We start from the raw sequence: 15,601 nt of genomic DNA, 5'->3' as shown, positions 1-15,601 counted from the left end.
AATGGAAAACATAAAAAGGAATATATTTAAAGCTTTTACAATTGGATGCATCGTATTAATACTGTCGTGTTTTGTAAATACGGCCACCGTAAAAGCGGACGCGCCGGTTGGAACAGTAACAGTAAGTGTTGAGCGTTTTACTCTGGGGCAAGGATATTTTATTGAGCCGGAGGAAGTTCCGATCTATGCGGGGGATACAGGGGCAGATTTATTGGACCGTGTTTTGGGCGGACCAGATGCTTACGAGACAAAAGAAAATTCCTCATATGGTTTTTACCTGGCAGTTATAAAAAATGCAGATGCTGGTGTCTTGGATATACCTATGTATATTCAGGAAATGAGTGGTTACCGGGTAACAAATGAGCAAAATGACGGCAATAAACATTACCCAGGGCTTGGAGAATTCTCTTATTCTGAAAAATCTGGTTGGATGTACATGGTAAATAATACATTTCCACAACAGGGAATGGGATATTATATTCCAAAGGATGGCGACGTTGTCCGATATCAATTTACGCTCTGGGGAACAGGGAAAGATGTGGGTGATAAATATGATGGCAGTGGAATATTTATTGCAAACAGAGATGCGTTAACGAAGTACATTGCAGAGTTTAACGGACGGGCAGATAAAGATGTGCTTTTATCTATCCAACACATTCAGGATGCTTATGATAATGCTATGAAGATTATCCAGGATTTAACATTGGATCAATCAAGCGTAGACAGTGCTCTTGCGTATTTAAAAACAGCTGTAGATGCACGGAATTTACAGGGAATTAGACTGAACCAGGAAAAAATGAATCTCCAATATGAAACGGAGGGAGAACTTCAGGTGATCTATGATCCTGAAGATTGCAGGGTAGAACAAGGGGTAGTATGGAGCAGTAGTGATGAAAGCATAGTATATGTTGATGGAGGAATTGTGTATGCTACTGGCGTTGGCACCGCCACCATCACCGCCACCCTCGGCGATTTCACCGCCAGCTGTGAGGTCACTGTAAGTGAGGAGAGCGCCGAAAAGCCGCTGCAGAGCATCAGCCTGAATCAATCTGAAGTAAGCCTGGGCAAGGGTAAGACGACCGCGCTCAAGGTCAGCTATAGCCCGGCAGATACGACGGATGACAAAACCGTTACCTGGCGTTCGGACAATGAACAGGTGGCGGCAGTGGACGGAAATGGCCGTATTACAGCGGTGGCCAAGGGTGAGGCCGTGATCATGGCACAGGTGGGCAGCTTTACCGCGGACTGCCGGGTTACTGTCACAGAGGACGACCCGGTCGACCCGCCGGACATTACCGATGAGGACATTGCCGCGGTCAAGGAAGTGGTTCGGCTGGCGGCGATTCTGAACACCAATGCCAGCCCGTCTCTGGATGAGGTTAAAGTGGTTGAGAATGCCTATAATAACCTGACAAGCGCGCAGCAGTCCCTTTTAACACCAGAACAGGATGCCAATATACAGGTCGCCATTAACAGCGGCTACAGCAAGGTGCTGTCTCGGGTGGTGGCGATATGCGAGCCTGCGACAGATACGGTTCAGGCCGTCATCGACAGCGGTGGAAAACCCGACGACCAAAGTCTTTTTGATCTGGTTCAAGCTGAAAAAGCGCTGAATGCCATAGGCGATTACGATGGCTTCTTGACCAAGGATCAGGAAATCTATGATCAGGCTGAAAAGAAAATGAAAAAGGTGACGGGTGCCTTAACGGTGATCAACGCATCGGATAACGGCGTTACCGTTAAAGGGCGTTCCCTGACACTGCCCTGGACTGTGCAGGTGGTGGCGCAGGCGGTTGAGGTCACGGCAGAGCAGCGGGCTGCCCTCAAGGCGGACGCCCAGTATCTGGACCCGGCCGTTGAGAGCCAGTATGAAATCAGGCTGAGGGACTTTGCCGCTGCGGAAAGCGCGGACGCCATACCGGAATATGATACCCAGGGCAAGAGCTTTAAAATCACGATGCCCTCCGGCGGTTACACGGCGCCGGGGCTTGGCGAGCACGGCCAGCTGACCCTCCTGCACAACGGCGAGCGCGTCGGTTTTGTAGATGAAAAGGGGAATGCCCTGGTTACCTACGATGCTCAGAATAAGCGCTTCAGCTTTTCGACAGACGCTTTTTCGACCTTTACAGTGGTATCCGACAGTCGCATTGCCATTGAAAGCTTTATACTGAGTGATACAGAAAAAACGCTTTTACTGGATATTGCAAATCCCAGCTTTGAACTGAGCGTGCTGAGCTTTAAGCCCTATGATACAACGGATAAAAACAGACTGACCTATACCTCCTCGGACCCGTCCGTGGCCAGTGTGGATGATAAGGGCATTGTCACCGGGCATGTCAAGGGGACGGCAGTGATTACCGCTGAGGTGTGCGGCATTAAAAACCAGTGTACGGTGACGGTAAAGATGAACCGCTATGTGGATTTTGAGAGCTACTGGCCAACCTTCAGGAAGAACAACAGCAACATGGCCATTGTGGACGCCAGCTTGCCAAACGCGGGAAACAACCTGACCGAAAAGTGGATAAACAGCGACATCAACACAGGGGGCAAGCAGATGACTGCCGGCACCCCGCTGGTGGTGGACAACTATATTTTTGTCGCTACCCAGAACAACAAGCTCTACAAGCTGGATAAAAACACCGGCGCTATTGTCAAAGAGGCAAAGCTCGCGAAAGAAGTGGGATTTTTCTCTTATGCCACCTATGGCGACGGCATGATCTTCGTGCCAGAGGAGAAGGGCACCATTGAGGCCTTTAACGCCGATACCCTGGATTCGCTCTGGCGCACCGAAAGCTTTGGCGGGCAGAGCAACTGTCAGGTTACCTATGCCGATGGTTTTATCTACTCAGGTACCTGGAGCGGCTCGACGAACAAGGGAACCTTTTTCTGTATAGACACCACGAGTAACGGCGAAATTTACCAGATTAATGGTATCCGGCGTGCGCGGTGGGTTTCGGACGATGACGGCGGCTATTACTGGAGCGGCGCCACGGTGGTTGGCGACGCGGTAATCTTCGGCGGGGACTCTGGCGTGGTGCAGTCCCGTAACAAATCGACGGGGGCGCTCATTGACCGGTACGCCACTGGCGGCGTTATCCGTTCGTGTATCGCCTATGACGCCGGAACCAGCGCCCTTTATTTTACAGCGGGCGGCGGCGCCACCGCCAATGGGATCACTGGCGGCGGGAAGGTTTTTAAGCTCGGTGTTACCAGTGACGGGCACTACACAGGAGCTAAAGTTGCCGAACTTCCGGCAGCGTCAACCACATCGCCGGTGGTTTACAATGGCCGTGTGTATGTCACCACTCAGAAGGCGAATGGCTCGGGCCATGAGGAGGATTATAACAAGGCCACGGTCATTGACCAGGGCAATACGGAAAATGGAAAGCTGGCGGTTCTGGACGCGGGTTCTCTCAGCATGATCTATCAGACAGATATCGGCGGCCCGTCCAAGGCCTCACCACTGCTTACAACAGCTTATACGGCTGACGGCCAGCAGACAGTTTACCTCTATATCACGGTAAACAACCACGACGGCGCCATTGTCCGGGTAAAGGACTGGGCAGGCAATACCACGCCGCAGGCCGAGGTGATCTACCGCGCCCCGGGTGATGAGCAGGAATATACCACCACCAGTCTCAACTGTGACGCGGACGGAACCATCTATTACCGGAATGACCGGGGGCATCTCATGGCCCTGACCGGCACCTCGGAGCCTGTCAGAGAGGCGGCGCCTGTTGAAGGGCGTTTGGGAATGCAGAAAGGCAGTAAAGCAGGCAGCGACGGTATGACCGCCAGAGCCTCTGGAAAGACGGCCAGTAAGGCTGAGGATGAATTTAAGCCCTGGGATTTTGACGGGGCCATGCTGCCATACAGCAGAAGTGTGTCCAAAACGCCGTCGGGTAAGGAGCAGCTGAAAAAGGCCGCGGTTGTCCTGGGATGTACGGCAGCTGCCATGGCGGCACTGTATATTACCGGATGCGCGCTCTGGCCGAAGCTGGTTAAGAAGCCATGATGGATAAAGCAGCTGCGGATATCCGCACACAAACGGCAAAAAGAAAACGGACCCTTGTCTCAGCGATGATCATCTTTCTGCTGATCCCCCTGACCATCTGGTTTGGCATCCGGTTTCTGGATGACCGGAGATACCTGTTTATCAGTCTGCTGATTATTCTCTACACAGCCATTCCCTTTGTCATGCGGTTTGAGGGGCGCCGGCCCGACGCGCGGGAGATTGTTGTGATTGCTGTGATTGCTGCTATTGCGGCCTGCGGGAATCTGGCGTTTTTCATGCTGGGACCATTTCAGGCGGGAACAGCGCTGGTGATCATTGCAGGAATATGCCTGGGGCCTGAGGAAGGCTTTTTGACAGGAGCTATGGCAAGGCTGGTCATCAATATGTTTGCCAGTCAGGGACCTTGGACGCCCTGGCAGATGTTTTGCTGGGGGCTTCTGGGCTTTCTCGGCGGGCTCTGCTTTAACAGGGATCAGGAGTTCTCAAAAAAGGAAGTCGATTTTAAGGTGGTCATGGGGCCGCTCATCTGTATCGTGGTATCGCTGGCGCTGGGCTTTGGCATCTGGATTGTCTCAGACGCCCAGGGGCCCTTTGTGGGCTGGTGGCTTTACGGCTTTGGGGCCATTGGCCTGCTGGCCGGGGTGCTGCTCCAGCGCCGCCGCCTGCCCGTGGACCGGCTGACGCTGGCGGTCTTTGGCTTTCTGGCCACCTTTATCATCTACGGCGGTATCATGAACATCGCCGCGCTGGTCATGTCATCCAGTGTTTCCGGCTCTGGCGTGGGCCTTGACTGGGGCTCCATGAAGCTGCTCTATATTTCCGGCGCGCCCTACGACGCGGTACATGGTCTGGGCACCGCCTTCTTTGGAGCGCTGCTTGGGCCGGTGATGATTGAGAAGCTGGAGCGGGTAAAGATTAAATTCGGCCTGTATCATTAAAGGCCGAAAACAATAAAAGAAAGGGAGAAAAAATGAAAAGAGGTATTCAGAAAAAGGGTGTTTTATTATTGGCAATGCTTTTGCTGGCCGTGCTCACGCTGGCAGGGTGCAAGGACCCCATCAGCGGGCTGACAGAGGGCGGCTCTGATGAAGAGGTAGTTCAGCTGGCAGATACAAACCCGCTGCCGGAAAATGGCGTTGTGACAGCCGCGCAGTTCCGCTCCATCCAGGGGCAGGACAAGGTGGTGACCTTTGATGGCAGCACCATGAGCGGAATCCAGTACAGCTGGAGCTTTAACGGCAAGGATATTCACAATCCGGAGGATCAGAACCTCAAGGTCGATTTTACGACAGAGGGGAATACACTCAACAATGTCAAGGCAGCGGCCGGCGATGCCGCCTATGGCCTCGGCATCACCCTGACGGGCAACAAGGGGCTCATCACCGTGCCGCAGCTCACCATTACGCTGCCGGAAAAATGGGATGCAGATTCGGCTGTTTTCTGCAAGCTGAACAACGGGCAGCCGGCAAAAATGAGTAATGTGACCTTTGACAACAGCGCAGAAACCACAAAGATGACAGTGAACATCGTGGAAACTGGCGGGGATTATTATATCGTAGCCGGGAAAACCATCGCGCCGGTTCCCACAACGACGGCTGGAAATCCTGACGGAACAACACCGGGTGACAGCGGAAATACTGGTTCTGGAAGCTCAGGCGGCAGCAGCTGTACCATTTCCATCAGCTGTTCGACCATTCTTAACAACATGGGCAATCTGAAAAGCGGTAAAGAAAGCTTTGTGCCCTCAGATGGTTGGATTTTAAAACCAACGACGGTTCAGTTTAATGAGGGAGAAAGTGTCCATGATGTGCTGCAGCGGGTATGCCGTGACAATGGTATTCATATGGAATCCAGCTTTACGCCGGCTTATAATTCGGCCTACGTGGAAGGTATCAATCAGCTCTATGAGTTTGACTGCGGCGAGCTCTCTGGCTGGATGTATAACGTCAACGGCTGGTTCCCGAACTATGGGTGCAGCCAGTATACCGTCGAAAACGGCGATGTGATCAATTGGGTTTATACCTGTGATCTTGGCCGTGACGTTGGCGATAACAGCATGTGGTAAAACCATAAAACAGGTGACGGAGGGGACAGGCCGCCCCTCTGTCGCCAGCTTTTAGCTGAGCGCTTTTTTAAGGGCTTCTTTGCAAGCTTTTAAAAAGGCGCTTAGAGGAGCTTTCGCATACAACGGCTCTTTTAAGTGTCTTGTCATCCCTATCTTTTCTATGTTGGGTGAAGCGGTGAAATCGTACGGGCAGCATTCGGGCGCGCGCCTGCACCGCTTCATTCAGAAACCATCGTTCTTAATTATTACACAAATAAGAACAAAGGATGTGATGACAGGCGGCGGGAGCGAGCCACCTCCGCTTCCGCCAAGGATTATCTTATAACAATCGAGGGGAGATCGATATGGAAGATTCTTTTTCCGGTTATCATCCGGTCATTAATTTCGGTTATTTTGTCGCGGTGCTTCTTTTTAGCATGTTTATCCTTCACCCAGTGTTTTTACTGGTATCGCTCTTTGCGGCCTTTGTCTATTCAGGCATCCTGAAGGGATGGCTTAAAGCGCTGAAATCCGCCTTGCTCTGCCTGCCGGTGATCATCATCGTGATGCTGATCAACCCCCTGTTTAACCACTATGGCGTTACGATTCTTTTCTATCTTAACAACGGCAACCCCATCACGATGGAATCCATTGTCTATGGGATATTCATGGGCATAACGCTGATTACGGTTTTCATCTGGTTTTCCTGCTACAGCAAGGTGATGACCTCGGATAAGTTTATCTTTTTATTCGGGCGCATCATTCCCGCCCTGTCCCTGATCCTTTCGATGGTACTGCGCTTTGTGCCAAAGTTTATCGCGGAGATCAAGGTGATCAGCAACGGACAGAAATGTATCGGGCGGGACCTGAGCAATGGGAGTATCTTTGAGCGGGCCCGGCACGGGGTGACCATTTTGTCAATCATGATTACCTGGGCGCTGGAAAACGCCATCGAGACAGCAGACAGCATGAAGGCGCGGGGATATGGGCTTAAGGGCAGAACTGCTTTCTCCATTTACCGCTTTGACCGCCGCGACGCAGTGGCTTCTGTCGTTATGCTGGCCGTCCTGGCCTGTGTGATTGCCGGGGTGTATCACGGCTTTGCCTTTGCGCAGTATAACCCGCAGATTAAGATGTCCGGGCTTCAGCCATTGTCACTGGGCAGCTTTTTCACCTATCTGTTTTATTTTATCTTTTGTATGATGCCGGTCATTATCGACGGTGTGGCTGAGTTCAAGTGGTGGTGGCTTAAGAGACGCATTCCTGAAGCAGAGGCGCGGCACGAAGGAGTTGAGGTTATTTGATCCGGCAGACAGTGGAGATTGGTTTTGGGCGGAGCTCGCCCCGGGCTGTTTTGCAGAGAAGCTATGTGCTCAACAACCATTTGAGTGGTGAGGTCGTTATTCCAAACGGCTTTACGGATATTGAGGTATCGGCCTTTAAAGACATGAAAAATATTACAAGGATTGTCCTGCCCAAAACGCTTTTACATATTGATGAGCGGGCCTTCTGGGGTTGTGAGGGACTTGAGGAGATTATGCTGCCCGATGGGGTGGAGTCCATTGGAGATGAAGCCTTTTGCGGCTGTAAGTCGTTGGAATATGTACGGCTTCCCTCTGGACTCAGGATTATTTCAAAGGAGCTGTTTAAAAATTGCCTTAAGCTCAGAACTGTGACAGGTCTCAGATCTGTACGGTGCGTTGAGGATGGCGCGTTCTGGAACTGCCGGTCTCTGGCAGCCATTGAATTTGGCGGGAAAATTGAAGCTGTCGGGGTCTACGCCTTTTACCGCTGCGAGAGATTGGAAAAGCTGAGTTTTAAAGGCACGGTGAAGTGCCTGAAGAGCCACTGCTTTGACGGCGCCGGGCTTAGAGAGCTGTTTCTGCCGGAGGGGCTTGAGCAGATCCGGGACGGAGCCTTTCTGCACTGCGGCAGGCTGCGCCGTCTGGTTTTGCCAAAATCCCTTTTGGCCATCGGCAGCTACGCCTTTGCGGGCTGCGCGCATTTAACAAAAATAATATTTCAAGGCGGGGTCCCTGCATTCGGACGGGCCGCTTTCCCTTCAAACGCACGGGTTGTTTGTCGTTGGAATCAGGATTCCCGGCTTCTGATGGAAGCCCGGGGATTTAAATTATGCCGAAAACAGGACGGCTTCGCGCTCTATCTGTACCATTGCCCTGAAACAGCAGTACTCGAATTCGAGACTTACCCCAAGGATACATTTCTGCTGGTCTTTGGCATCCGGGAGATACCGCCAAGAGCCTATTGCGGCCGTGAAAAAATCAGAAAAGTACTCATCGGCGAGGGCGTGGAGTGCATTGGGCAAAAAGCCTTTGCAGATTGTAAGAGCCTGGGGGAGGTTACTTTTCCCAAAAGTCTGAAAACCGTGAGTGAGGGCGCTTTTAAGGGATGCCCTGTGGAAGAATTGATTATTCCAGAAAATGTGGCGTGTATTGAGCGCTTCAGCTTTCGGGACACAAAGCGCCTGAGACGTGTCGATTTTCTTGGAAAGGCTGAGCTGGACAATCAGGTTTTTGCAGGCAGTGCCGTCAAGGCGCTTTATCTGCACCGCGGCATGGCGCTCAGGCCCTTTCTTATGCAGGCGGTCACGCTGCTTTGTCGGCCAGAGGAGGAGGGAATGATCGCTTTTTTCAAAAGCATGGGCTACACGGTATCCGATGCCGGAGCCTGGAAAGCCTTAAGGCTCACGCACCACCGTCAGGTGGTCAGCGTTCCCCCGCCCGGCGCGCTGGTGGAGCCATCGGTGCGGCATATCGGAAAGCAGGTTGAAAGCTTTCAGTATGCCAATCAGACCCAGCTTCGTAAAATCATTATCCCGGAGGGGACAGAAAGAATTGGCGCCGGTGCATTTTTTAACTGTGACGCGCTGGAGGAGGTGGTGCTTCCGGACAGCCTGAGGCATCTGGAGCACAGCTGCTTTGCGAACTGCCGGAGCTTGGAAAGAATCCGGCTGCCAGAGGGGCTCACTGTTCTGCCGGCCCGGGCTTTCCGGGACTGCAGGCGCTTAAAGGCAGTGGACCTGCCGAAAACTATCAGACTCATTGACCAGGGGTGCTTTCAGAATTGTGAGCGGTTGGAGCAGGTCAACTGGCCCGGCGGGCTTTTGAGAATCAACGAATATGCCTTTTACGGCTGCCAGGCGCTGGCTTCGTTCTGTCTGCCGCAATGTGTGTCAATTATTGAAAAAAATGCTTTTACAAACTGTAAGAAGATTAAGTATGTAAAGGCTGGTGCCGGCGTCACGTATTTTTCGCCTCAGAGCTTTGCGTCGCGGACGGTTCTGGAGTGCCCGGAAAATTCCGTCACTCTGAAAATGGCCCGTGAAGCGGGGCTAAAGACCAAGGTATCAGCACTGTACAAAAAATAAAGGAGGCTTGAGCAGCAGAGCTGCTTAAAAAGATATGGCAGAAGTAGAAATAAGGGATTTGATGTTCACCTATCCGGAGATGGAGAATCCGGCGCTTTGCAGCATCAATTTGGAGATAAATGACGGGGATTTTGTCGTTTTGTGCGGCAAGAGCGGCTGTGGCAAAAGTACGCTGCTGCGGCATTTTAAAACAGTGCTCACGCCCCACGGAACACGGACAGGGGAGATTCTTTTTAAAGGGCGCGCGCTTTCTGAGGTGGATATCCGGACACAGAGCTCGGAAATTGGCTTTGTGCTGCAAAATCCAGACAATCAGATTGTGACGGATAAGGTGTGGCATGAGCTGGCCTTTGGGCTTGAGAGCCTGGGCTATGACACGCCGACTATTCGCTTGAGAGTGGCGGAAATGGCCTCTTATTTTGGGATTCAGGCATGGTTCCGGCGGAATGTGAACGAGCTGTCCGGCGGGCAGAAGCAGCTCCTGAATCTGGCGGCCATCATGGCCATGCACCCGTCGCTGCTGATTCTGGACGAGCCGACCTCGCAGCTTGACCCCATTGCGGCTTCTGATTTTTTGGAAACTGTCAAAAAGATTAACCGTGACCTGGGCACTACTATTATCATGACAGAGCACCGGCTTGAGGATATTTTTCCAGCCGCGGATAAGGTCATTGTCATGGACCAGGGTTCGGTTATCGCTCAGGGGCTTCCGCGGGAAATCGGAAAAGAACTGCGGGGTATGGGGCATGATATGTTTTTGTCCATGCCTGCGCCCATGCAGATTTATGATGGAATCGATAATGAAATGCCCTGCCCGCTGACTGTGCGGGAGGGAAGGCAGTGGCTGTCGGAGCTGTTTGAGGGAAAGCCTGTCGAGAAAAAGAGTATTCCCATTGAGGCAGACCATTTTAAAGAAGCTGAGACCGTTGTCGAGCTGAGAGATGTCTGGTTCCGGTATGATAAAAATCTTCCCGATGTGGTATGCGACCTGTCACTGGAGATCAAGCGGGGCCAGCTGTATGCCCTGGTAGGCGGCAACGGCACCGGCAAAACCACCACCCTGTCCTTGATTTCAGGTATTAACCGGCCATACCGGGGAAAGGTAAAGCTTGAAGGGAGGGAAGTTCGAAAATATTCGGATAAGGAGCTGTTTCATGGCTTCCTGGGCGTTCTGCCCCAGAATCCCCAGAGCCTTTTTGTCAAAAAGACAGTGGAGCTGGACCTGTTTGAGGCCATTGGCGGTACCAATGAGCGCAGGCGCTCCGAATTTGACAGCGACATGAACAAACGCACAGCGGTTGAGGGAATGGCGGAACTGATGCACATCGGACATCTTATGCAGCAGCATCCTTATGATCTCTCTGGCGGTGAGCAGCAAAGACTGGCCCTTGCGAAAATTATGCTGTTAAAACCGCGTATTCTTTTGATGGATGAGCCGACAAAGGGGCTGGACAACCACTTTAAGCGGGAGCTGGCCGAAATTCTCAAGCGCCTCCAGGAGCATGGGGTGACCATCGTGATGGTTTCCCACGATGTGGAATTCTGCGCCCAATACGCCGACACCTGCGGCCTGTTCTTTGAGGGCAGTATTGTGACCGCCAACACCCCGAGAGCCTTTTTTTCGGGAAACAGCTTTTATACGACCTCGGCCAACCGCTTGTCCCGGCATTTGTTTGACAATGCCATTACCGTGAAGGATGTGATCACATGCTGCCAAATGAATCTTTAGACCGGTTTCTGGATGATTTTCTGGAAGGCGGCAAGCCAAAAGAAAAGTATGAGGTAAAAAAAAGAGAGGATGCGGCCCCAGTCCGGAGTGACCGCGAGCTCTGGGTGCCGCCAGCCGATGGCAGCCTGGTGGAAAAGCCAGAGAGCAGGAAGCTGTCAAAACGGACATGGGCGGCGCTGCTGATGATCTTTGTGCTCATTCCCCTCACGATTTTTATCGGTATCCGCATCGGGGACCGAAAGTATTTCTTTATCAGTATGATGATCATGGTTTATTCCATGGTGCCCTTTGTGATGGTATTTGAGGGCCGGAGGCCCCAGGCCCGGGAGCTGGTCATATTGGCACTTTTAGCGGCCATTGCGGTGGCGGGGCGCGCGGCGTTTTTTATGCTGCCGCAGTTTAAGCCTGTCATCGCCGTCGTTATTGTGGCAGGGGTATGTTTTGGCGCCGAATCCGGATTTTTGGTGGGGGCAGTGTCCATGTTTGCCTCCAATTTTTTTCTGACACAGGGCCCCTGGACGCCCTGGCAGATGTTTGCCACGGGCATCATCGGGTTTCTGGCAGGGCTTTTGTTTAAAAAAGGAAGATTAACGATGAAAAAGGGGCCCCTCTGCCTCTTTGGGTTTCTGTCCACTTTCTTTATCTACGGCTTTTTAATGGATACGGCCAGTGTGCTTATGTACCAGAGTGAGGTGACCTGGTGGTCGGCGCTGCCCTTATATTTTTCAGGTGCGCCCTTTAATCTGATTTACGCCTGCTCAACGGTCATTTTCCTGTTTTTTGGCGCCAGGCCATTGATTGAAAAGCTGGAACGGATCAAGGTAAAATACGGCCTGATCGAGAACGGATCAGCCGGTAAATCTTAAAAAAATATCCCCATGCCTGTGTCAGGCGCTTTCATGGCCGCTGTACGGTGTTGGAGACAGCGCGGCGGCATAAAAAATATACATTACACAGAGGAAGGAAATGAAATGGCAGAAAACATCAAAAGCACCAATCAGAGGGAGTACACAAATCACCGACGGCCCCCTGAACCGAACAGCCAAAACCGGGGCGTCTACACAACGGCCATTGCCAGGCAGAATAAGGTCAGGCATCTGGTCATTGGCGGTGAGTACCGCACCATCGGGTCAAAGGCCTGCATGAATATCACAAAAATCCACCGGCTGGAGCTTGCGCCCTCGGTGATGTCCATCGGAGAAAACGCATTCCGGGGCTGCACACAGCTGGTGGCGGTCAAGATGCCGGGCAGTGTGCGGGAAATCGGCGAGGCAGCCTTTATGGAGTGCCGCAAGCTGCGTGAGATCAATCTTCCCAAAAAGCTGCGGGTAATCCGGCCAAGAACCTTTAAGCTGTGCCGGGCGCTCAAGATCATTGAGCTGCCAGAAGCCCTTGAGGAAATTGGCGAGAACGCTTTTATCGACTGCGACAGCCTCCAGACGGTGGTCATTCCCAGGCAGATCGAGATGATCGCCTTCCGCACCTTTTATGGCTGCAAGCAGCTGCAGCAGGTCACCCTGCCGCCAGAGCTGAAAATCATCGGCCGGGAAGCCTTTGTCGGCTGCTGCTTTCAATCCCTGACCCTGCCAGAGGGGCTGGTGACCATCGGGGACAGCGCGTTTTTAAAGTGCAAGTTTCTTGAGAGCATCCATATTCCCGAAAGCGTCAGGCGCATTGAGAAGTGGGCCTTTCACGGCTGCCCACGGCTGAAAAAGGTGGTGCTGCTCCATGATCCCGAGGTCATGGGCGACTGGCTTTTTAACAGAGGCAACACGGTGGTACACTGCAAAAGAAACTCAAAAGTTGACGACTACTGCAAAGAATTTCAATATAAAACCGAGTATGTAGACTGACCGGTAAAAAAGAATCACAATTGACAAAGGAGACGTATTTTGGCAGCTTTAAATCAGATTTTCGACCCATCCAGGCGTGATGTAAAAAGGCTTCAGAAAACAGCGGACAGGATCCTGGCCCTGGAGGACGCAATGGCCGCGCTCAGCGACAGCGCCCTCAGAGATAAGACCGCGTTGTTCCGGAAAAGGCTTAAGGACGGAGAGCCGCTGGATCATTTGACCGCCGAGGCCTTTGCGGTGGTCAGGGAGGCGGCGTACAGGGCCATCGGCCTGAAGCCTTTTCCGGTTCAGCTCATCGGCGGGCTCGTCCTGCACGAGGGCAATATTGCCGAGATGAAAACCGGTGAGGGCAAAACCCTGGTGGCGGCCCTGCCCACCTACCTCAATGCCCTGGAGGGCAAGGGCGTTTTCGTGGTGACCGTCAACGATTATCTGGCCAGGCGGGACCGGGAGCTCATGGGGAAGATCCACGAGTTTCTGGGCCTGCGGGTCGGCCTTGTCGTCAGCGGGCAGACGCCGGAGGAAAAGAAAGCCGCCTATGCGGCTGATGTGGTCTACGGAACAAACAATGAGTTCGGCTTTGACTATCTGCGGGACAACATGGCACTCAGCCTCGACAGCCAGGTTCAGCGGAGCCTCCATTATGCCATCATCGACGAGGTGGACAGCGTGCTCATCGACGAGGCCCGGACGCCCCTTATTATCGCGGGGCCGGGCGGCCCCGAGAGCAAGCTCTACCGTCTGGCCAACCGCTTTGTCAAGCTGCTGGGGCCAGAGGATTATGAGAAGGACGAAAAGCTGAAAGCCGTCCAGCTGACCGAGAAAGGAATCCAGCGGGCAGAGATGTTCTTCAGCGTGGACAACCTTGCCGATATTGTCAACATGGAGCTTTTTCACTGTATTAACAAGGCGCTTTACGCCCATAAGCTGATGCAGCGGGACAGGGATTATATCGTGGCCGGCGAGGAAGTGGTGATTGTGGACGCGTTTACAGGCCGCACCATGCCGGGCCGCCGGTTCTCAGACGGGCTGCATCAGGCCATCGAGGCCAAGGAAAATGTCCCGGTCAACGCCGAGACACAGACCATTGCCACCGTCACCTTTCAGAACTACTTCCGTATGTTTGATAAGCTCGCGGGCATGACCGGCACAGCCAAAACAGAGGAGGACGAGTTCTCCTCTATTTACAATCTGAACGTGGTCACCATCCCCACCAATAAGCCCATGATCCGGACCGATCATGAGGACGCGGTTTACGCGACCGAGGCGGCGAAATTTGAGGCAGTGACCCGGGACGTCCTTAAGCGTCATGAAAAGGGCCAGCCGGTTCTCATCGGCACCGTGTCCATCGAAAAGTCCGAGGCCCTCAGCGGCTATCTTCAGAGAGAAGGGATTGAGCACACCGTGCTCAATGCCAAATACCATGAGCAGGAGGCTGAGATCATCTCAAAGGCCGGCCAGGCCGGCGCGGTCACCATCTCGACCAACATGGCCGGCCGCGGCACAGACATTGGCCTGGGCGAAGGGGTTCAGGCGCTGGGAGGCTTATATGTGATCGGGACAGAAAGACATGAGAGCCGCCGCATCGACAATCAGCTGAGAGGGCGTTCGGGCCGTCAGGGTGATCCGGGAGAGGCCCGCTTTTATTTATCCCTGGAGGACCCGCTGCTGAGGATCTTCGGCGATGAGCGGATGAAAAAGCTCAGCGAGGTCATCGACCTTCAGGAGGGCGAGGCCATCACCAGCAAAATCCTGACAAAGGGCATTGAAAACGCCCAGAAAAAAATGGAAAGCAAGAATTTTGACGACCGTAAAAACGTTCTGAAATATGACAATGTGATGAACCGGCAGCGTGAGATCATCTACAAGCAGCGCCAGCAGGTTCTGGACGGCGAGAATATACACGACCAGATCCTCGCCATGGGGCAGCGTATCTTCGCCTCAGTGCTGGACATCTTCATCAGCGATCCCATCGCTGACCACTGGGATATCCAGGGACTGAAAGAGGCCCTGGGCAAATCCTTTTTTCCAGAGACCGATTTTAAGTTTGTCGATACGCTAAAGAGCCGGGAGGCGCTGGAGCAGGCCCTCGGCAGTCTTTTCAGCAGCCATCTTGAAAAGCTTTCGGCCAAAATCGGCCGGGAAACACGGGACGCCCTTGAGAGAGAGGTGCTTTTAAAAGCCGTGGACATGGCCTGGATGGACCATATCGACAACATGGACCAGCTGAAGCAGGGAATCGGCCTCAGAAGCTACGGGCAGAACGACCCCGTAAAAGAATACACAAAAGAAGGCTTTGCCATGTTCGACGAAATGGTTCAGGAAATCCAGGAAAACACCATCAGGACGCTGCTGCGCTGCCAGGCGGACAGCTAGCGCCAAAAGGCCCTCAAGCGTGTTACAGAACGCTTGAGGGCCTTTTTTACGCACGACAGAAAAGGATTGCATTATTGATTGAAAACGGTTATAATTGTACTGAAAGAAGAAAATTATTCCCCGAACAGTTGGCGCGGTTCATAGGGAAACAGGACAATTAAATAAAAAACAGGGACACTTGCTGTCACCCTGAATA

9 protein-coding genes are annotated in these 15,601 nt (G+C 52.8%); all 9 read left to right on the top strand.

Annotation, left to right across the window (positions count from 1 at the left end):
* The first annotated feature begins 1 nt into the window (after window position 1).
* The 9 genes from CPZ25_RS09875 (at window position 2) to secA (ending at window position 15,405) form a co-directional block, all read left to right on the top strand.
* Complete coding sequence (locus tag CPZ25_RS09875; RefSeq protein WP_096918697.1) at window positions 2–4,015, top strand: Ig-like domain-containing protein; 4,014 nt, start codon at window positions 2–4, stop codon at window positions 4,013–4,015.
* Window positions 4,012–4,953 carry an ECF transporter S component gene (locus CPZ25_RS09870; RefSeq protein WP_096918698.1) on the top strand — a complete coding sequence of 314 codons (942 nt, stop codon included), beginning with the start codon at window positions 4,012–4,014 and terminating at the stop codon, window positions 4,951–4,953. The genes CPZ25_RS09875 and CPZ25_RS09870 overlap by 4 nt, the downstream gene beginning before the upstream one ends.
* 32 nt (window positions 4,954–4,985) lie before the next feature.
* Window positions 4,986–6,080, top strand: coding sequence for a DUF4430 domain-containing protein (locus tag CPZ25_RS09865; protein ID WP_096918699.1), 1,095 nt, complete (start codon window positions 4,986–4,988; stop codon window positions 6,078–6,080).
* A 344-nt stretch (window positions 6,081–6,424) separates the two neighbouring features.
* Entirely contained in the window at window positions 6,425–7,363 is a 939-nt protein-coding gene (locus CPZ25_RS09860) for an energy-coupling factor transporter transmembrane component T (RefSeq protein ID WP_013382153.1), read from the top strand.
* Complete coding sequence (locus CPZ25_RS09855) at window positions 7,360–9,447, top strand: leucine-rich repeat domain-containing protein (protein ID WP_096918700.1); 2,088 nt, start codon at window positions 7,360–7,362, stop codon at window positions 9,445–9,447. The genes CPZ25_RS09860 and CPZ25_RS09855 overlap by 4 nt, the downstream gene beginning before the upstream one ends.
* 34 nt (window positions 9,448–9,481) lie before the next feature.
* Entirely contained in the window at window positions 9,482–11,176 is a 1,695-nt protein-coding gene (locus CPZ25_RS09850) for an ABC transporter ATP-binding protein (RefSeq protein ID WP_096918701.1), read from the top strand.
* Window positions 11,155–12,042 carry an ECF transporter S component gene (locus CPZ25_RS09845; protein WP_096918702.1) on the top strand — a complete coding sequence of 296 codons (888 nt, stop codon included), beginning with the start codon at window positions 11,155–11,157 and terminating at the stop codon, window positions 12,040–12,042. The genes CPZ25_RS09850 and CPZ25_RS09845 overlap by 22 nt, the downstream gene beginning before the upstream one ends.
* Before the next feature lie 105 nt (window positions 12,043–12,147).
* Complete coding sequence (locus tag CPZ25_RS09840; protein ID WP_243129372.1) at window positions 12,148–13,029, top strand: leucine-rich repeat domain-containing protein; 882 nt, start codon at window positions 12,148–12,150, stop codon at window positions 13,027–13,029.
* 39 nt (window positions 13,030–13,068) lie between these two features.
* Complete coding sequence (gene secA, locus CPZ25_RS09835) at window positions 13,069–15,405, top strand: preprotein translocase subunit SecA (protein ID WP_096918704.1); 2,337 nt, start codon at window positions 13,069–13,071, stop codon at window positions 15,403–15,405.
* Window positions 15,406–15,601: the final 196 nt, after the last annotated feature.

It is taken from the genome of Eubacterium maltosivorans, from assembly GCF_002441855.2.
Lineage (GTDB): Bacteria > Bacillota > Clostridia > Eubacteriales > Eubacteriaceae > Eubacterium > Eubacterium maltosivorans.
The sequence above is the reverse complement of the archived record's forward strand: the minus strand, read 5'-3'. Positions and strand labels throughout refer to the sequence as shown.

Excerpts from the sequence above, each read along its gene's own strand:
- CPZ25_RS09840 (WP_243129372.1), top strand. The coding sequence starts at position 12,148 with ATGGCAGAAAACATCAAAAGCACCAATCAGAGGGAGTACACAAATCAC.
- CPZ25_RS09865 (WP_096918699.1), top strand. The coding sequence starts at position 4,986 with ATGAAAAGAGGTATTCAGAAAAAGGGTGTTTTATTATTGGCAATGCTT.
- CPZ25_RS09850 (WP_096918701.1), top strand. The coding sequence starts at position 9,482 with ATGGCAGAAGTAGAAATAAGGGATTTGATGTTCACCTATCCGGAGATG.
- CPZ25_RS09875 (WP_096918697.1), top strand. The coding sequence starts at position 2 with ATGGAAAACATAAAAAGGAATATATTTAAAGCTTTTACAATTGGATGC.
- CPZ25_RS09860 (WP_013382153.1), top strand. The coding sequence starts at position 6,425 with ATGGAAGATTCTTTTTCCGGTTATCATCCGGTCATTAATTTCGGTTAT.
- CPZ25_RS09845 (WP_096918702.1), top strand. The coding sequence starts at position 11,155 with ATGCTGCCAAATGAATCTTTAGACCGGTTTCTGGATGATTTTCTGGAA.
- CPZ25_RS09870 (WP_096918698.1), top strand. The coding sequence starts at position 4,012 with ATGATGGATAAAGCAGCTGCGGATATCCGCACACAAACGGCAAAAAGA.